15 protein-coding genes are annotated in these 17,561 nt (G+C 69.1%); 6 read left to right on the top strand and 9 right to left on the bottom strand.

The annotated features are described in order from the left end of the window. Positions 1-8: 8 nt before the first annotated feature. Positions 9-1,448, top strand: coding sequence for a helix-turn-helix domain-containing protein (locus ITJ67_RS16135; protein WP_160073774.1), 1,440 nt, complete (start codon positions 9-11; stop codon positions 1,446-1,448). Between the two features lie 47 nt (positions 1,449-1,495). After that, positions 1,496-3,733, top strand: coding sequence for a beta-glucosidase family protein (locus ITJ67_RS16130; protein ID WP_194678313.1), 2,238 nt, complete (start codon positions 1,496-1,498; stop codon positions 3,731-3,733). Between the two features lie 71 nt (positions 3,734-3,804). On the opposite strand, the gene ITJ67_RS16125 is transcribed toward ITJ67_RS16130, so the two are convergent. Then, positions 3,805-4,407, bottom strand: coding sequence for a TetR/AcrR family transcriptional regulator (locus ITJ67_RS16125; RefSeq protein WP_194678312.1), 603 nt, complete (start codon positions 4,405-4,407; stop codon positions 3,805-3,807). Between the two features lie 155 nt (positions 4,408-4,562). Here ITJ67_RS16125 and ITJ67_RS16120 point away from each other — a divergent pair, with 155 nt between their 5' ends. Beyond that, positions 4,563-5,276, top strand: coding sequence for an SDR family oxidoreductase (locus ITJ67_RS16120; RefSeq protein WP_104300042.1), 714 nt, complete (start codon positions 4,563-4,565; stop codon positions 5,274-5,276). Between the two features lie 212 nt (positions 5,277-5,488). Here ITJ67_RS16120 and ITJ67_RS16115 read toward each other — a convergent pair whose 3' ends face one another. Both ITJ67_RS16115 and ITJ67_RS16110 read right to left on the bottom strand, forming a co-directional pair. Further along, on the bottom strand, positions 5,489-6,349 hold the full coding sequence (locus ITJ67_RS16115; protein ID WP_194678311.1) for an alpha/beta fold hydrolase: 861 nt from the start codon (positions 6,347-6,349) through the stop codon (positions 5,489-5,491). A gap of 52 nt (positions 6,350-6,401) precedes the next feature. Beyond that, on the bottom strand, positions 6,402-7,397 hold the full coding sequence (locus ITJ67_RS16110) for an NADP-dependent oxidoreductase (RefSeq protein ID WP_194678310.1): 996 nt from the start codon (positions 7,395-7,397) through the stop codon (positions 6,402-6,404). A gap of 238 nt (positions 7,398-7,635) precedes the next feature. On the opposite strand from ITJ67_RS16110, the gene ITJ67_RS16105 reads away from it, so the two are divergent. The 3 genes from ITJ67_RS16105 (at position 7,636) to ITJ67_RS16095 (ending at position 10,491) form a co-directional block, all read left to right on the top strand. After that, positions 7,636-8,571: an SDR family oxidoreductase gene (locus ITJ67_RS16105; protein ID WP_194678309.1), complete on the top strand. Its 936-nt coding sequence runs from the start codon at positions 7,636-7,638 to the stop codon at positions 8,569-8,571. A 9-nt stretch (positions 8,572-8,580) separates the two neighbouring features. Next, positions 8,581-9,426 (top strand): helix-turn-helix transcriptional regulator, encoded by an 846-nt coding sequence (locus ITJ67_RS16100; protein ID WP_194678308.1) that lies wholly within the window; start codon positions 8,581-8,583, stop codon positions 9,424-9,426. Between the two features lie 294 nt (positions 9,427-9,720). Continuing rightward, a complete protein-coding gene (locus ITJ67_RS16095; protein WP_194678307.1) occupies positions 9,721-10,491 on the top strand; it encodes an SDR family NAD(P)-dependent oxidoreductase in 771 nt (256 codons plus the stop codon). A 295-nt stretch (positions 10,492-10,786) separates the two neighbouring features. Here ITJ67_RS16095 and ITJ67_RS16090 read toward each other — a convergent pair whose 3' ends face one another. The 6 genes from ITJ67_RS16090 to ITJ67_RS20315 all read right to left on the bottom strand — a co-directional run bounded on the left by ITJ67_RS16090 (position 10,787) and on the right by ITJ67_RS20315 (position 17,299). After that, a complete protein-coding gene (locus ITJ67_RS16090; RefSeq protein WP_194678306.1) occupies positions 10,787-11,329 on the bottom strand; it encodes a heat shock protein transcriptional repressor HspR in 543 nt (180 codons plus the stop codon). Between the two features lie 8 nt (positions 11,330-11,337). Beyond that, positions 11,338-12,348 carry a DnaJ C-terminal domain-containing protein gene (locus ITJ67_RS16085; protein ID WP_104243659.1) on the bottom strand — a complete coding sequence of 337 codons (1,011 nt, stop codon included), beginning with the start codon at positions 12,346-12,348 and terminating at the stop codon, positions 11,338-11,340. 115 nt (positions 12,349-12,463) lie between these two features. Continuing rightward, a complete protein-coding gene (locus ITJ67_RS16080) occupies positions 12,464-13,174 on the bottom strand; it encodes a nucleotide exchange factor GrpE (RefSeq protein ID WP_160073752.1) in 711 nt (236 codons plus the stop codon). A gap of 2 nt (positions 13,175-13,176) precedes the next feature. Beyond that, positions 13,177-15,042, bottom strand: coding sequence for a molecular chaperone DnaK (dnaK, locus tag ITJ67_RS16075; protein ID WP_104243663.1), 1,866 nt, complete (start codon positions 15,040-15,042; stop codon positions 13,177-13,179). A gap of 168 nt (positions 15,043-15,210) precedes the next feature. Further along, on the bottom strand, positions 15,211-15,957 hold the full coding sequence (locus ITJ67_RS16070) for a MerR family transcriptional regulator (protein ID WP_194678305.1): 747 nt from the start codon (positions 15,955-15,957) through the stop codon (positions 15,211-15,213). A 100-nt stretch (positions 15,958-16,057) separates the two neighbouring features. Beyond that, a complete protein-coding gene (locus ITJ67_RS20315) occupies positions 16,058-17,299 on the bottom strand; it encodes a DUF418 domain-containing protein (RefSeq protein ID WP_323741487.1) in 1,242 nt (413 codons plus the stop codon). Positions 17,300-17,561 lie beyond the last annotated feature (262 nt).

The raw sequence follows: 17,561 nt of genomic DNA, 5'->3' as shown, positions 1-17,561 counted from the left end.
GTCATGCCATGCCCGCCGACGTGTACACCGCCTCCGTGCTCGGAGCCCGCATCCGCCACTACCGCTCGCTCGCGAAGCTCACCCTCGACGACCTCGCGGCTCAGCTCGAGACGAGCCCCAGCCGCATCTCGCTCATCGAGAACGGGCGCCGCGAGCCGAAGCCGTCAGAGCTCCCCTCCTTCGCGAGGGCCCTCGGGGTGACGGTCGAGGACCTCGTGCGCGCCGAGGCGCCGAACAGCCGCGCCGCGCTCGAGCTCGAGCTGAAGCGCGCCCAGTCTTCTCCGCTGTTCGCGGGGCTCGGGCTCCCCAAGCTGCGCGGGGGCAAGGGCATGCCAGACGACACCCTCGAGACGCTCGTCGGCCTGCACCGGGAACTCGAGCGACGCGCGCAGGCCGCTTCTGCGACGCCCGAGGAGGCGCGCATCCGCAACACGCAGCAGCGGGCGTGGATGCGGGAGCGCAATAACTACCTGCCGGAGATCGAGGCGGTCGCCGAGGAGCGCCTCCGCCAGGTCGGGCACGTCGCCGGGGCCCTCACGCACCGCGAGGTGCACCTCATGGTCGAGCAGCTCGGCCTCGAGATCGTCTACGCCGATGACCTCCCCCGTTCCACGCGCAGCATCACCGACCTCGAGAACGGGCGCATCTACCTGCCGCCGGAGTCGATCCCGGGCGGGCACGGGCTGCGCTCCATCGCCCTCCAGGCCGTCGCCCACCGCATCCTGGGCCACACGCCTCCCGACTCGTACGCCGACTTCCTGCGGCAGCGGCTCGAGATCAACTACTTCGCGGCCGCCTGCCTCATCCCGCGCACGCAGGCCGTCGACTTCCTGAGCGCCCGCAAGAAGGACCGCGACCTCGCCGTGGAGGACTTCCGCGATGCCTTCGGCGTCACCCACGAGGCGGCCGCCCTGCGCATGACGAACCTCATGACCGAGCACCTCGGGATGCGGGTGCACTTCCTCCGCGTCGGCGCCGTCGGGGAGGTCTACAAGGCCTACGAGAACGACGATCTCCCCCTGCCGCTCGACGTGACCGGCGCCGTCGAAGGGCAGATCGTCTGCCGCCGCTGGGGTGCGAGGCGTGCGACGGAGATCGAGCACCGAACGACCGAGTTCTGGCAGTACACGGACACGCCCGCCGGCACGTTCTGGAGCACCATCCAGACTGGCCGGTCCGCCGAGGGCGCCTTCTCGATCACCTTCGGGGTGCCGTTCGACGACGCGAAGTACTTCCGCGGCCGCGACACCGAGAACCGCCAGGTGTCGCGCTGCCCCGACGAGACCTGCTGCCGGCGGCCCGACCCGGCCCTCGCAGCACGCTGGTCCGGGCGCGCCTGGCCGAGCGCCCGCCTGCACGCGCAGATCCTCGCCTCCCTCCCGGCTGGCCGGTTCCCAGGCGTCGACGACAGTGAGATCTACGCTTATCTGGAACGCCACGCGCCCTGATCTCCGGGGCGCGAGCACTCCCCCGCACGACAGATCGGAGCACGACGATGACCCACGCTGAGCACCTCGACGACCTCACCCTCGAGGAGAAGGCCTCCCTGACGAGTGGCGGGAGCTTCTGGTCGACGAAGGCGGTCGAGCGTGTCGGCATCCCGGCGGTGACGCTGACGGATGGGCCGCACGGGGTGCGCCTGCAGCGGGAGGGCGGTGACCACCTCGGCCTCGCCGACAGCGTCCCGGCCACGTGCTTCCCGCCCGCCGTCGCCCTCGGCTCGAGCTGGGACGCGGACCTCGTCCGCCGAGTGGGCACAGCGCTCGGCGAGGAGGCGAAGGCGGAAGGTGTCGGCGTGCTGCTCGGCCCCGGCATCAACATCAAGCGGTCCCCGCTGTGCGGGCGCAACTTCGAGTACTTCTCCGAGGACCCGCTCGTGAGCGGCGTCATGGGCTCTGCCCTCGTCGGCGGGCTGCAGAGCCAGGGCGTCGGGTCGTCGCTCAAGCACTTCGCCGCGAACAACCAGGAGACCGACCGGCTGCGGATCAGCGCCGACGTCGACGAGCGCCCGCTGCGTGAGATCTACCTGCGCGCCTTCCAGCGCGTCGTCACCGAGCAGCAGCCGTGGACCGTCATGTGCTCCTACAACAAGATCAACGGCGTCTACGCCTCCGAGAATCACTGGCTGCTCACCACCGTCCTCCGCGAGGAATGGGGCTACGAGGGCCTCGTCGTCTCCGACTGGGGCGCCGTCGACGACCGCGTCACCGGCATCGCGGCCGGGCTCGACCTCGAGATGCCGGCCAGCGGCGGGCGCACGGACGCTCAGCTGGTGGATGCGGTGCGCTCCGGCGACCTCGACGAGCAGCACGTGACCACCGCCGCCCGCCGCGCGCTGGAGCTCGTCGACAAGATCGTCGCGGGCGCAGACGCATCCGCCAGCTACGACGCGGAGGCACACCACGCGCTCGCCCGCGAGGCCGCCGGGCGCAGCATCGTGCTGCTGAAGAACGAGGGCGAGCTGCTGCCACTCGACCCCGCTTCGAGCGAGCACATCGCGGTGATCGGCGAGTTCGCGCGCACTCCCCGCTACCAGGGCGCAGGCAGCTCGCTCATCAACCCGACCCGGCTCGACGACGCCCTCACGGAGCTGAGCCGGGTCGCCGGCGACCGGGTCCGCTTCGCGCCCGGCTTCACGCTCGACGACTCCGGCGACGCCGACGCACTGCGAGCGGATGCGGTCGAGGCCGCCGCGAGCGCATCCGTCGCGCTCCTCTTCCTCGGCCTGCCCGCGCACGAGGAGTCCGAGGGCTTCGACCGCGCACACATCGACCTCCCCGCCGACCAGCTCGAGCTGCTCGAGGCCGTGCACGCGGCAAACGAGCACGTCGTCGTGGTGCTCTCCAACGGCGGCGTCGTCCGCACCTCGACGTGGCAGCACCTCGCCCCGTCGATCGTCGAGGGCTGGCTCCTCGGGCAAGCCGGCGGCGGCGCGATCGCCGATGTGCTCTTCGGCGTCGTCAACCCGTCCGGGCGCCTCGCCGAGACGGTCCCCGTGCGCCTCGAGGATTCCCCGGCGCACGTCGGATTCCCCGGCGCGTTCGGCCACGTGCGCTACGGCGAGGACATCTTCGTCGGCTACCGCGGCTACGACGCGCGAAACAGCGAGGTCTCGTTCCCCTTCGGCCACGGCTTGTCGTACACGAGCTTCGCCTACGAAAACCTCACCGTCGCGGTCGATGACAGCGGCCTGCGCATCCAGGTTGATCTCACCAACACGGGGAGCAGGGACGGCCGCGAGGTCGTGCAGGTCTACACGGGCCTCCCCGGCTCCGCCGTGCCGCGCGCGACGCGCTCGCTCGCTGCGTTCGCTGTCGTCGAGGTGGCTGCCGGCTCGACAGTCGCCGTCACTATCGAGGTGCCGCGCTCCGAGCTCGCCTACTTCCACCCGATCGCCGGGCAGTGGACGGTCGAAGGCGGCGAGTATCTCGTCGAGATTGGCGCCTCGAGCCGCGACCTCCGCGCCTCGACGCAGGTAGCGGTCGCGGGTGACGAGCTCGCGCTCACCCTCGACGAGACCTCGACGATCGCCGAGTGGCTCGACGACGAGCGGGGTGGCCCGCTGCTGCGCACCGCGCTGCTCGAGGGCGCCAGCGGCCTGGCAGGGATGCTGGCCGACCCGGAGATGCTCAAGATGCTCGGCTCCATGCCGCTCGGGCGAGTGTCCAAGTTCCCCGGCAGCCCACTCGACGAGGCGGCGCTCGGCGAGCTCGTCGAGAGCGCGAAGAACTAACGGGGAGCGCGAAGAGCGAGCGGAGCGTCGGCGACGTGCCGGTTCGGGGATTCCCGGACCGGCACGTCGAGTCAGGCGGGCAGCACCGCCCGGACCTGCGCGCGCACCTGCTCGACGAGGTCGTCGTCGGACAGCGAGGCGTTGATCGACGCGGCCATGGTGGTGAACATGATGGCGGAGACGACCTGCGCGAGCGTGCGCGCGGTATCGGTCGTGGCGGCGGTCTCCCGCTCGATGACGTCGGCGACCAGGTCCTGGGTCTGGCTCGTCAGTGCCAGCGCCTCTGCATGCCGAGGCTCTTCCGGGTCGCCGAAGACCATCTCCCGCAGGTAGGTGCGGCCGTTCTCGATCTGCTTGCGGTTGCAGGCGACGACGGGGCGAAGCACGGCAAGGACGCCGTCGAGCGCACCGGTCGTCTCGGCCGCAGCCGCGCGACCCTCCTCGAGCGCAGCCTCGTACATGGAGTTCTGCACGAGCAGCAGCAGCTCGCCCTTGGTCTTGGCGTAGAGGAACAGCGTTCCGGTGCCAATGTCGGCGCGGTCCGCGATCTCCTGCGTGGTGACGTCATCGACCCCACGCTCGGCGAAGAGCTCGCCAGCAGCCGCCGTGATGCGCTCGAGCTTGTCGAGCTTGTTTCGCTCGCGGCGACCCATCGGGCGGGCGTCGGTGGTCATCCAGATCTCCCCGGGAATAATTCGTGAGCATGCTCAGTTATGAGCTTAGTCGCTAACGTTAGGGTTCGGTACCCGTGCCGATTCTTCCACGCCGCCGCAGCGCCCATCCGCTGCCCCGAGGTCCGCGACAACCCACCGACTAGAAAGAGCCGCACATGCCTTCACTCAACGGAGCAGTTGTCCTCGTCACCGGCGCGAACGGGGGCATCGGCACGAACTTCGTCCGCGAGGCGCTCGCCCGCGGCGCCGCCAAGGTCTACGCCACGGCCCGCACGCCACGCACCTGGGACGACGAGCGGGTCGTGCCCCTCGCCCTCGACGTCACCGACTCGGCATCCATCGCCGCCGTCGTCGAGGCGGCACCCGACGTGACCGTGCTCATCAACAACGCCGGGGCCTCGGTCTCGTCCCCGGGCATCCTGTCGCACAGCGACGAGGAGATCCGGGCGAACGTCGCGACCAACTTCCTCGGACCCGTCTTCCTCGCGCGCGCCTACGCGCCGCTCCTCTCGAACCGTGAGGGCGCAGCCATCATCGACGTGCACTCGGCACTCAGCTGGTACGCGGTCAACGGCATCTACAGCGCCACGAAGGCCGCACTCTGGTCGGCGACGAACTCGCTGCGCCTCGAACTCCAGCCAGCCGGCGTGCACGTCGTGGGCGTCCACGTCGGCTGGGTCGACACGGCCATGGCCGCGCACACCGATGACCCGAAGACCGACCCGGCCGTGCTCGTCTCGAAGGTCTTCGACGCGACCGAGGCAGGCGAGTACGAGGTGCTCGCCGACGAGACGTCGGTGCAGCTGAGGGCAGGACTCAGCGCCCCGCTCGAGGCGGTCTACCCGCAGCTCAGCCGGGCGACCAGCTAGCGGCTCGCAGCACGCACGACCGGGGAGGGGCGCCGCCACCAAGCGGCGCCCCTCCCCCGCATCGGATCGTGCTGGGTTTCGTTGAACTTGATGGGTTTTTTCCCATCACCAGTCACCGAAACCCAGCACGTGCATCCGCGGAATGGGAACCGCCGACGCGTTGGCGTCGTGCCAGCGCGTCGAGTCATGCTCTCTTCTTGTCTCGCGCCGCGTCAGCGGGTGAGGAACTCGACGGCGACCGGTGCGAACTGGTGGTGGTACTGGAAGATGCCGCCGTGGCCCGAGTCGGAGTACATGACGAGCTCGGAGCCGGCGATGCGCCCGTGCAGGTCGGTGGAGAGCACCGACGGCACCATGCGGTCGTTGTCGCCGTTGGCGATGAGGGTCGGCTGCGTGAGGGTCGAGAGGTCGGAGGGCGCGGAGCGGCCGTAGCGCTGGATGGCCTTGAGCTGAGTCTGGAACGCCTTCGTGCTGATCGACTTGTCGCGGTCGACCGTGCGCTCGGACAACCGGGCGACGAACGCTTTCGCGGCCCGCTTGCCCCGGTCGTCTCGGTTGAAGAAGAGGAACTCCTTGATGTCGGAGCGGGTGAGGATGGAGCGCACGAGGTCGAGGTAGGTGACGCCGACGACCTTGTCCATGTCTTTGCCGCCCCGCGGACCGGTGCCCGTGAGCACGAGCCGGCGCACCAGGTCCGGGTGCTTGACGACGAGGTCCTGCGCGATCATCCCGCCCATGGAGAACGAGAAGATGTCGACCTTGTCGTAGCCGAGCGCGGTGATGAACTCGTACGCGTGGTCGGCGGCTTCCTCGATGGTGCCGGGGACGACGCCCGTCGAGGCGCCGACGCCGCGCTGGTCGAAGGTGATGACATGGCGCTTCTCGGCGATGGGGTCGACGATGCGGGGGTCCCAGTTGTCGAGCGTGGCCGCGAGGTGCACGAAGAAGATGACGGGGATGTCCTCCTTCGGACCCAGCTCGCGGTAGGCGTAACTGATGCCGCCCGCGGTGATGCTCTTCGCCGGGGCGAGCGCGTAGGAGGTGACGACGGGCTCATTGGATGCAGCGCTCATGATGTTCTCTCTTGAAACCTTGAGGGGGTTGGTGGGGTGTGACCGCCGACGGTCAGCGGTTGCTGATGACTGCCTTGCCGCGGATGCCGCCGTCCCTCAGCGATTCGAGCGCGCGCACGGTCTCGTCGAAGGGGAAGACCCGCCCCACCACGGGCTTGAGCGCTCCACGCTCGATGAGCGCGGAGATCTCACGCAGCTGCTCGCCGCTCGCGCGCATGAAGAGGAAGCGGTAGTCGACGCCGAGGCGTTTCGCCTGCTTGCGGACCTTGCCGCTGAGCCCGGTGATCGCGAGGCGCAGCACGGGGTTCAGGCCGGCACTCCGGGCGAAGTCGGGGGTGGGGGGACCGGAGATACCGACGGCGATTCCGCCAGACCCCAGGACGCGGAGCGACTTCTCGAGGTTCTCGCCGCCGAGGCTGTCGAGCACGAAGTCGTAGCCGCTGAGGAGCTGCTCGAAGTCCTCGTTGCGGTAGTCGATCGTATGGTCGGCGCCGAGCTCGCGAGCGAACGCCGCGTTGGGGGCGCTGACGGTGGTGGCAACCTCTGCTCCGAGGTGCTTCGCGAGCTGGATCGCGATGGATCCGACTCCGCCCGAGCCGGCGTGGATGAGGACCTTCTGCCCGCGCTGCACGTTGCCGATCTCGACGAGCGCCTGCCAGGCGGTGAGGGCGACGAGCGGGAGCGAGCCCGCCTCTTCCATGGAGATGGAGGACGGCTTGGGTGCCACATCCGCTTCGTCGATCGCGATGCGCTCGGCGAACGTGCCGATGCGGTGGTCGCGCGGCCTCGCGTAGACCTCGTCTCCCGGACGGAACCCGCGAACCGCGGCGCCGACCCGCAGCACCGTACCGGCGACATCGTGCCCAAGAGTCAGCGGCAGCTTGTACGGCAGGATCTGCTTGAACTCGCCGATGCGGATCTTCTCGTCGAGCTGGTTCACGCCGGCGGCCTGCACCTGGACAAGCACGTCGCGCTCTCCCATGATCGGCTCCGGGATATCGACCTCTCGCAGGGGCGTCTTGTACGTGGAGAAGGTGAACGCTCGCATGGGTGAGACTCCGGCTTCGGGATGGCGTTGGTGAATCGCCCGGCATTTGCCGAGCGTACTCAATTCTGAGTTAGCTCAGTAATTATGTCAACCAGCCTCACCCAGGGACCACCAATCCCTGGATAAGCGAGCCCTGAATCGAAGAAGATCGACCCAGCAGAGTGGTTCCGGCAGCCAGACTGCACCTTCGCCTCACCGGTGAAGCGATCTCGACATCGACACCACTCAGGAGCATCCCGTGCCCAAGAACCGCGACATCCCAGTCCCCTCCCTCACCGGCAAGCTCGCCCTCGTCACAGGTGCGAGCGACGGCATCGGCATCAACATCGCCGCCAGGCTCGCCCGCGCCGGCGCGACGGTCATCATGCCGGTCCGCAACCGCGCCAAGGGCGAGAAAGCAGCCGCGCGCATCCGAGGCGCGAACCCGGACGCGAAGCTCGAGCTGCGCCAGCTGGACCTCTCATCGCTGGCATCGGTCTCGACCCTCACCAAGGAACTCCTGACGGAAGGACGCCCCGTCAACCTCCTCATCAACAACGCTGGCGTCATGACGCCACCCGAGCGTCGCACCACGAGCGACGGCTTCGAGCTGCAGTTCGGCACCAACCACCTCGGCCACTTCGCCCTCACGACCGGACTGCTCCCCCTCCTCAAGGAGGGCAAGGCGCACGTCACGACGCAGATCAGCATCGCCGCCAACCAGGGCGCCGTGAACTGGGACGACCTGAACTGGGAGCGCAGCTACAGCAACATGGGCTCGTACAGCTCGTCGAAGATCGCGACCGGCCTGCTCGGGATGCACCTGCACCGCCTCAGCGAGGCGAACGACTGGGGCATCCAGAGCAACCTCTCGCACCCTGGCGTCTCCCCCACGAACCTCCTCGCCGCGCAACCGGGCATGGGGCGAGCCAGCGACACCACCGAGGTCAAGGCCATCCGCCTCCTCTCGCGGGTCGGCATCACCGGATCCCCGCAGAGCGCCGCCCTCCCGGCAGTCCTCGCAGCCACGAGCCCCGACGCGAGGGGCGGCCGCCTCTACGGCCCGAAGAGCCCCGGCCACATCGGCGGACGCCCGGCCGAGCAGAAGCTCTACTCGCGCGTCGCGAGCGAAGCGGATGCGCGCCGCCTGTGGGAGCTCTCCGAGCAGCTCGTCGCCGAGCACGTCGCCCGCTAGCCTCGCCTCATGGACAGAGCCCAGCTCGCCGATTTCCTCCGCAGCCGCCGCGAGGCGCTGCAGCCCGAGGACGTCGGCCTGACGAAGGGGCCCCGCCGCCGCACGCAGGGGCTGCGGCGCGAGGAGGTCGCCTCACTCAGCGACATGTCGGTCGATTACTACAGTCGCCTCGAGCAGAGCCGCGGCCCCCAGCCGTCGCAGCAGATGCTCGCCGCCATGGCGCGTGGCCTGCGACTGACGGCCGCGGAACGCGACCACCTCTTCCACCTCGCCGGCCACCAGGCACCGCGGCGTGCCATCAGCGGCGAGCACGTGGCCCCCGGCCTCATGCGCATCCTCGACCGCCTGGCCGACACACCGGCGCAGGTCATGACGGCCATGGGCGAGACGCTCGTGCAGACACCGGCCGCGCGTGCCCTCTTCGGCGACGAGACCCGTTTCGCCGGCAACGCCCGCAGCGTCGTCTACCGCTGGTTCACGGCACCCAGCGCCCGCGACGTCTACCCGTCGACCGACCACGAGAAGCTGTCTCGAGCGTTCGCCGCGGATGCTCGCAGCTTCGCCGCCCAGCAGGGTCCAGGCTCTCGAGCGCAGCGGGTCGTGGATGCGCTCCTCGCCGAGAGCCCGGAGTTCGCGGAGATCTGGGCCGACCACGAGATCAACGCGACGCACGAGCTCGAGAAGCGAGTGCAGCATCCCGAGCTCGGGGTCATGGAAGTGCACTGCCAGTTCCTCATCGACCCCGCGCAGCGCCAGACGCTGCTCGTGCTGACGGCCACGCCTGGCACGGAGAGCCACGACCGGCTGCAGCTGCTCTCGGTCATCGGAACGCAGCGCCTCACATCCGACATCTGACCTCCGGCACCCGGCGTCCGGCCCCGGCGCCCGGAACGGCCGCGCCCAGGCCGTGGAGTTGTGGCCTGTTGCTGCTGCGCGACGTCGCCACGACATCACGCCACAACTCTGCGCTGGCCGTGCCTCTGCTCAGACGGCGCGGGCCCTTTGTCGCTTTCGCTGTGTCGGTACACAGTGGATGCGCATGCGCGGCACCTAGCCTGGCGGCGCCGTTGGAGATACAGCTCCGGCGGCCGACGACTGCCGCGGGCGAGCGACGTCACGCGGACAACCAGACGACAAAGGAGTTGCGACATGACAGATTTCACCGGACGCTCAGTGGTCATCACCGGCGGCGCGGGCGGCATCGGGGCGGCGACAGCTGAGGAGTTCCTCAAGCTGGGCGCCCGCGTGGCCCTGATCGACCTCTTCCCGGAGCCCCTCGAGGCCGCGCGCGAACGCCTCGCGGCGCACGGCGAGGTCATCGCGATCGCCGCGGATGTCACCGACGAGGCCGACGTCGAGCGCTACGTCGCCGAGGCCGTCGAGGCGTTCGGCACGATCGACGTGTTCTTCAACAACGCGGGCATCGAAGGCGCCGTCGGCCCGCTCACGGAAGCGAGCGTCGACAACTACGAGAAGGTGTTCGCCGTCAACGTGCGCGGCGTCTTCCTCGGCATGAAGCATGTCCTCAAGGTCATGACCGAGCGCGGCAGCGGCAGCATCATCAACACGTCCTCGGAGGCGGGCCTCGACGGGGCGCCCGGAGTCTCCGCCTACGTCGCGTCGAAGCACGCCGTGGTCGGCTTCACGAAGTCCGCCGCACTCGAGGTCGCCCCGACCGGGGTGCGAGTCAACAGCATCCACCCGTCCGGCGTGAACACGCAGATGGTGCGGCGGCTGGAGGAGGGCTTCGGCGGCGGCGACACGGAGGCCGCGAAGGCCGGGTTCCAGGCCGCTATTCCGATGGGCCGCTACGCCGAGCCGTTGGATATCGCTCGGGTCGTCGTGTTCCTCGGCTCCGACGAGGCGTCGTTCGTGACTGGCGCGCAGTGGCGCGTCGACGGCGGCAACGGAGCCCGCTAGCACCGCGCACCCCGCGCCTCCGCACCCACCCCGCGCGCCGCACACGACGCGAAGAGGTCAGTTTCGCCCCATCCTGGGCCTCAGGATGGGGCCAAACTGACCTTTTCGGCGCTTGAGAAGCGGGTAGTTCGGCGCTCGAGACGCGGGTAGTTCGGCGGGATGCGGCGCGGAAGACGGCGGTCGCGAAGCGGGTGCGGGTGCGGGTGCGGGCGGCGGTGCGGCGCGAAGCGACGCGGGCGCGGGAGCAGGAGCAGGAGCGGCGCGGAAGACGGCGGGAGCGGCAGCGGGCGCGCGCTTACGCGTCCGGCGGCCGCTTGGCGCGGGGAGCGCGCGAACGCGGTGCCGCGGCTTTCGCGCGAGTGCGCTTCGGGCGCGGCTCCTCGGCGTCGGCTTCGTCCTCGGCATCGTGGATGCGCGCCGGCCGCCACACGACGACCTCGGTGCGGCGAGCCGTGCGGCGCCCGTGGGCGAGGGGCACGACGTCGCCGCGCTCCCCGGCCGCGAAGATGCGACCGCCGAGCCTCGTGAGGCGCTCGTCGGCGAGTTCAGCCTCGAGCGCCCGGACGCGGCGGCGCAGTCCCAGCACCTCGCGCTGCAGCTCGAGCACGCGGGCGATGCCCTCGAGGCTTACGCCCTCGTTCGAGAGCACCGCGATCTCGCGCAGCTGCGCGACGTCGCGAAGCGAGTACCGCCGCACGCGCCCGGCCGTGCGCCGAGGCGTGACGAGGCCCATCCGGTCGTATTGGCGAAGCGTCTGCGGGTGCATGTTCGCGAGCTCCGCCGCCATGGCGATCGCGAAGATCGGGGCGTCCTCGTCGAGGTCGGAGGGGAATGCCATGGGCGCCCCTACCTGCCTTGGCGCGCGAGACGCAGCAGGTCCTCGCGGGGGCTCTCGTCTCCGGATGCGGCGACGAAGTCGGCGAGCGCTTTCTCCTGCGCGCTCGACAGGTGATTCGGCACGGCGACCTCGAGGTGCACGAGCAGATCGCCCTTGCCCTTCTTGGACTCGATGCCTCGACCCTTCACGCGGAGCGTCTTCCCGTTCGGCGTTCCCGGAGCGACCTTGACTCGCACGGTCTTGCCGTCGACGGTCGGCACCTCGATGGTGGCGCCGAGCACTGCCTCAGCGAAGGAGACCGGCACGGTCACCTCCAGGTTGAGGCCCGAGCGCGTGAAGACGGGGTCGGGTCGCACGGCGACGGTGAGGATGAGGTCTCCGGCTTCGCCGCCGTTCGGGCTCTGCCCGCCCTTGCCGCGGAGGCGGATCTTCTGCCCGTCCTCGACGCCGGCGGGCACGCGGACCTTCACGACCCGCCCATCCTGACCCTGCAGCTCGACCGTGTCCCCGTGGATGGCGGTCATGAAGCTGAGCGTCGTGGATGCGCTCTGGTCGCGCCCCTTCTGCGGTCCGGTCTGGAACCCGGCAGGCCCGCCGGCGCCGCCGCCGAAGCTGCCTGCGCCGAAGCCGCCGCCCCCGCCGCCGAACATGGAACCGAGGAGGTCCTCGAAGTCGGCGTTCGACGCGCCGCGGCGTCCGCCGCCGCCGTTGAACATGCCGCCGAACACGTCCTCGAAGCCCGCGCCCCCTGGGCCGCCTGGCCCCTGCTGGAAGCGGGCTCCTGAGCCCATGGCGCGCATCTGGTCGTACTCGGCGCGGTGCTCTGGGTCGGAGATGACCGAGTAGGCCTCGGAGATCTCCTTGAACTTCGCCTCTGCGGCAGTGTCGCCCGGGTGCGAGTCAGGGTGATACTGACGCGCGAGCTTCCGGTACTGCTTCTTGAGGTCTTTTTCGTCTACGTCCTTCGATACGCCGAGCACCGCGTAGAAGTCCTTGTCAAACCAATCCTGACTGGCCATATGGTCCTTCTGTTCCTAGGGATGAGCACGTGTCTTCCGGATGAAGACAGGAGGGGGCCCGCAGCTGCGGTGCCCCCTCCCGTGTTCGATCGGGCGGATGCGCCGATCGCGGTGCTTATGAAGCGGGTACGAAGACTGCTGCCTTCGCGACGCGGACGACGCGCTCGCCGATGGTGTAGCCGCGTTCGACTACGTCAGCGATCGTGTCGCTCGTGACGTCGGGGTTCGGCAGCTGCGCGATGGCCTCGTACCGCTGGGGGTCGAAGGCCTCTCCGGCTTCACCGTAGGCGGTGAGGCCGAGGCGCTCGACTGCGGTACGCAGCTTGTTCGCGATGACGGCGACCGGGGTGTCCTCGATGAGGTCGCCGTGCTTCTGGGCACGGTCGAGGTCGTCGAGCACGGGGAGGAGGGACCGGAGCACTTCCGCCTTGGTGGCGTCGTAGGCCTCGGTCTTCTCGCGGTCGGTGCGGCGGCGGTAGTTGGCGTACTCCGCCTGGACGCGCTGCAGGTCGTGGAGGCGCTCCACTGCGAGATCGCTCTCGCCGGGGGCGCCTTCCGTTGGCGCGTCTTCTGCACCTTCGCCGCTGAGGAGCTTCTCGAGATCCTCGACGCTCAGGCCTTCAGCCGCGGCTTCAGCAGCCTCGCCGGCGGCCGGGTCGGCGTCGTCCGTTGTGGACTCCGCCGACTCGGCCCCAGCAGCCGTGCCGAGGTCGCGAACTTCGCCAGTCTCCGGGTCGATCCGACGCTTGTCGTTGATGATCGGCTCGTTTGCTTCTCCCGAGTTCTCGGGGCCGCGTGCTTCTGACTCGTTTCGCTCTTCAGCCATGGTTACTTCTTGTCCTTGTCGTCCTCGTCGTCCACGACCTCGGCGTCGACGATGTCGTCGTCGGCTGCCTGGTCTCCGGCGGGTGCGTCAGCCGCGGGGGCCTCTGCTGCCTGCTCAGCCTGGGCTGCGGCGTAGATGGCCTCGCCGAGCTTCGTCTGGCTGGTGTTGAGCTTGTCGAGCGCCGACTTCACGGCCGCGTCGTCGTCGCCTGCGAGGGCCGTCTTGAGCGCGTCGACGTCGCCCTGGACCTCGTTCTTGACGTCGGCGGGGAGCTTGTCGTCGTTCTCGGTGAGCACCTTCTCGACCTGGTAGACCGTGGTCTCGGCGATGTTGCGCTGCTCGGCGCCTTCGCGGCGCTTCTTGTCTTCTTCCGCGTGCTCTTCAGCCTCGCGGACCATGCGCTCGATGTCTTCCTTGCCGAGGCTGGAACCGCCGGTGATCGTCATCGACTGCTCCTTGCCCGTGCCCTTGTCCTTTGCGGAGACGTGCACGATGCCGTTGGCGTCGATGTCGAACGTGACCTCGATCTGCGGCATGCCACGGGGGGCCGGTGCGATGCCGGTGAGCTCGAAGGTGCCGAGGTTCTTGTTGTCGCGGGTGAACTCGCGCTCGCCCTGGAAGACCTGGATCTGCACGGACGGCTGGTTGTCGTCGGCCGTCGTGAAGGTCTCGCTGCGCTTGGTCGGGATGGCCGTGTTGCGCTCGATGAGCTTGGTCATGATGCCGCCCTTGGTCTCGATGCCGAGGGAGAGGGGCGTGACATCGATGAGGAGGACGTCCTTGCGCTCGCCCTTCAGCACACCGGCCTGGAGTGCGGCGCCGACTGCGACGACCTCATCCGGGTTGACGCCCTTGTTGGCCTCCTTGCCGCTGAGCTTCTTGACGAGCTCGGCGACGGCGGGCATGCGGGTGGAGCCACCGACGAGGACGACGTGGTCGATCTCGTCGACCTTGATGCCGGCTTCGCGGATGACATCTTCGAACGGCTTGCGGGTGCGCTCGAGGAGGTCCTTCGTGAGGTCTTCGAACTTCGCACGCGTGATGCTCGTGTCGAGGTTCGCGGGGCCGTTCTCCGTGAGGGAGAGGTAGGGCAGCTGGATGCTGGCGCTGGTGGAGCTGGAGAGCTCCTTCTTCGCCTGCTCAGCGGCTTCCTTGAGGCGCTGGAGCGCGATCTTGTCGTTGGCGACGTCGACGCCGGTCTGCGACTTGAACTCGGTGATGAGGTACTTGACGAGACGGTCGTCCCAGTCGTCGCCGCCGAGGCGGTTGTCACCCGCGGTGGAGCGCACCTGGATGGTGGAGAAGTCGTCGTCCTTGCCCACTTCGAGGAGGGAGACGTCGAACGTTCCGCCACCGAGGTCGAAGACGAGGATGAGCTCGTCTTCCTTGCCCTTGTCGAGGCCGTACGCGAGTGCGGCGGCGGTGGGCTCGTTGATGATGCGGAGCACGTTGAGACCGGCGATCTCGCCGGCTTCCTTCGTGGCCTGGCGCTCGGCGTCGTTGAAGTACGCGGGGACGGTGATGACCGCATCGGTCACCTTGTCGCCCAGGTACTGCTCTGCGTCGCGCTTGAGCTTGCCGAGGATGCGCGCGGAGATCTCCTGCGCGGTGTACTTCTTGTCGTCGATGGCCTGGGTCCAGGTGGTGCCCATGTGGCGCTTGACGGATCCGATGGTGCGGTCGACGTTCGTGACGGCCTGGCGCTTGGCGGTCTCGCCGACGAGGACGTCGCCGTCCTTCGTGAATGCGACGATCGACGGGGTGGTGCGGAAGCCTTCGGCGTTTGCGATGACCTTGGGCTCACCACCCTCGAGGACCGAGACGCAGGAGTTCGTGGTTCCGAGGTCGATTCCAACAGCACGTGACATGTGTGGTTCTCCTTTTGTTGAGCTGCTTGTGTGAGTCTGAGTCGGCTCGGCCTGCTGTCTCGATTTCTTACCCCACTAGGCTGGTGCAGACCTGAGCCGTATGGACTCAAGTTTACTCGCCGGGGTTCGCTCGTCAAGCTGGTCGCCTGAGAGTTGAGTGTGAGCGACTCAAGTCTTGCCGTCGTCGTGTGCGTCGATCTCGGACCTCACCTGAGCGAGGGCGCGCAGCAGCACCTCGAGTTGCGCGTCGTTGTAGAGGGCGCGCATCGACTCGATGAGCGCGCTCTGCGCGAGCGGCGGCGTCTGTCGAGTGCGCGGCTCGGTGAGCAGCCACGGGTAGCGTTCGAGGTTCTCGCGCAACGCGGGCAGCATCTGCTGCACGACCGCGCTCCGCGCTTCCTCACTCGCATCCACCGTGAGCGCCTCGAACGTCGCGTCGAGCTCCGCGAAACGCGCCTGGCCGTCCTCGAACATGGCCCTGATGTCCTGCATGGCCGGGTCGTCGTAGACCTGCCCGAAGATCGAAGCGAGCGTGCGGTCTGTCGGCGTCATCCCGTCGGCGATGCCCTCGAAACCCGACGGTGTATCGAGCGGCGCCCCATGCGCCATGAGGGAGCCGACCTCGTCGCGGATGCGCTCGAGGTGCCGGATGCTCGTCTCGAGTTCCGAGTGGAGCTCACGCAGCAGCTCGCGCTGGTCACCACCCGCGACCGCATCCGGGACCTTCGAGAGCGGCACGCCGAGCTCGCTCAGCCTCCGCACCTGCAGCACCCGAACAAGGTGCTGCACGCCGTAGCTCTTGTAGCCGTTCGCCCGCCGCTCCGGCTCAGCGAGCAGGCCGAGCGCGTGGTAGTGGCGCACGGTGTTGACCGTGGTGCCCGCCAGCTCGGCGAGCTGGCTCGTGCTCCAGACCATGCGTTCCCTCCCCGTCATTGATCTGCTCGCGCCCTCGTCGATCCGCCGAGTATCGCAGTGGCCGCCGACAAAGCGCGGCGAGCGAGGCAGACAGGTGACGTCACGAGCTCTTCCGCAGGGTTCGGTAGCTGAGCTTCCGGAGCGCGACTTCCGCCGGGCCGCGCACGCCGCGTCGGTCGAGCAGGTAGGCGGCCGCCACCGTCAGCATCCACGCCCCGATCGCGACGAGCATTGCCGACCAGCTCGACAGGTGCGCGCCGAGCGCGAGGCCCCAGGCGGAGAGGAGCGGCACGAAGATGATGGACTGGGAGAGGTAACCGCTCAGCGAGCGGCGCCCGAGCGCGAGGAGTGCGCGACCGGGCAGGCGCAACCGGGCCCCACGTGACTGGACTCCGTGCGCGATGAGACCGAACGCGGCCGCGTATCCGACGCCAGCGAAGATGCCGGTGAAGAAGTGCACCGAACCGAACGCCGCCGGGTTCGGGACCTCGAGCATGCCGAAGTGCGCAAGCACCTGGATGACCCCGGCTGACCAGCCGACCGCGATCCCGCCGAAGGCCGCGATGCGAAGCAGCGGAAGGTGCTTGCCCGGCTCCTCGAGGACGCGGTGCCGGGCCGCCAGCAGCCCGAAGAGGAACGCGGTCGGGAGGGCGAGCGAGGCGACGCCGCTCAGCAGGCCGGGGAACCAGGCGGCCACGCGCAACAGCATCGCCGTGAGGAAGTCGCGCTCGGCGATGATCGGCTGCTGCAGGTTCGGCACCGCGGGACCTGGCGGCAGCATCTGCAACGCGAAGAACGATCCGACGCTGAAGACGAGGCCGACCGCGAGGAAGACGCCGATCCAGACCTTCAAGGTCGTGTCGCTGCGGTTGAAGAAGAGCGGAACCATGAGGAGGCCGATGAGCCCATACGTGCCCAGGATGTCGCCCTGCCACAGCAGCACGGCGTGCACGAGGCCGAACGCGAGCAGCCACCAGTGCCGCGTCCGCAGCAGCCGACGCGCGTCCTTCGCGGGCAGCCCCTTCGAGACCTGCCGCGAGTACAGCTGCCAGATGCCGTAGGCGAAGAGGAAGCCGAACATCGTGTGCGTCCTCGTGTCGACGACGATGATCGTGAATGCCTGCGCGATGCGGTCGGCGACGTCGCCGTCGGCGGGATGCATGAGCGTCACGCCGATCTCGGACGTGAAGAGGAACCAGGGCGTGTGCGCGAGCGCGATGAGCAGCAGCATCATGCCGCGGGCGAGATCGGGTGCGATCGCGCGCTCCGAGATGGGTGTCGGCGCAGGCGCGACGGGTGCCTGGGCGGCAGGCGCTGAGCCAGAGGATGCGGTGGTGGTCACGGTGGATGCTCCTTCGTGGGGTTGCATGCCTCCATCGCACACCGTGTGGTCACCACAGGGTCAAGCCCGCACGCGGGAGCGAGCTGCGCGCGCATCCACCGCCGACGCCGCAGACGGGTAATGCCGCGTCAGGTTCCTGCGCGGGGCGTCACCGAACGACCGCCCCAGCGGCTCTGTTACGCGGTTCCTGGACGCCGCCTGAGCTTCCTGCCACGCTCTCGCCAACCCGCCACCCTCGGCGAACTCCCCCGCACCTTCCGAG

The organism is Pseudoclavibacter sp. VKM Ac-2867 (assembly GCF_015351275.1).
GTDB lineage: Bacteria > Actinomycetota > Actinomycetes > Actinomycetales > Microbacteriaceae > Pseudoclavibacter.
The sequence above is the reverse complement of the archived record's forward strand: the minus strand, read 5'-3'. Positions and strand labels throughout refer to the sequence as shown.

Coding starts and splice junctions, on each gene's coding strand:
- ITJ67_RS16135 (WP_160073774.1), top strand. CDS start 9: ATGCCCGCCGACGTGTACACCGCCTCCGTGCTCGGAGCCCGCATCCGC.
- ITJ67_RS16130 (WP_194678313.1), top strand. CDS start 1,496: ATGACCCACGCTGAGCACCTCGACGACCTCACCCTCGAGGAGAAGGCC.
- ITJ67_RS16125 (WP_194678312.1), bottom strand. CDS start 4,407: ATGACCACCGACGCCCGCCCGATGGGTCGCCGCGAGCGAAACAAGCTC.
- ITJ67_RS16120 (WP_104300042.1), top strand. CDS start 4,563: ATGCCTTCACTCAACGGAGCAGTTGTCCTCGTCACCGGCGCGAACGGG.
- ITJ67_RS16115 (WP_194678311.1), bottom strand. CDS start 6,349: ATGAGCGCTGCATCCAATGAGCCCGTCGTCACCTCCTACGCGCTCGCC.
- ITJ67_RS16110 (WP_194678310.1), bottom strand. CDS start 7,397: ATGCGAGCGTTCACCTTCTCCACGTACAAGACGCCCCTGCGAGAGGTC.
- ITJ67_RS16100 (WP_194678308.1), top strand. CDS start 8,581: ATGGACAGAGCCCAGCTCGCCGATTTCCTCCGCAGCCGCCGCGAGGCG.
- ITJ67_RS16095 (WP_194678307.1), top strand. CDS start 9,721: ATGACAGATTTCACCGGACGCTCAGTGGTCATCACCGGCGGCGCGGGC.
- ITJ67_RS16090 (WP_194678306.1), bottom strand. CDS start 11,329: ATGGCATTCCCCTCCGACCTCGACGAGGACGCCCCGATCTTCGCGATC.
- ITJ67_RS16085 (WP_104243659.1), bottom strand. CDS start 12,348: ATGGCCAGTCAGGATTGGTTTGACAAGGACTTCTACGCGGTGCTCGGC.
- ITJ67_RS16080 (WP_160073752.1), bottom strand. CDS start 13,174: ATGGCTGAAGAGCGAAACGAGTCAGAAGCACGCGGCCCCGAGAACTCG.
- dnaK (WP_104243663.1), bottom strand. CDS start 15,042: ATGTCACGTGCTGTTGGAATCGACCTCGGAACCACGAACTCCTGCGTC.
- ITJ67_RS16070 (WP_194678305.1), bottom strand. CDS start 15,957: ATGGTCTGGAGCACGAGCCAGCTCGCCGAGCTGGCGGGCACCACGGTC.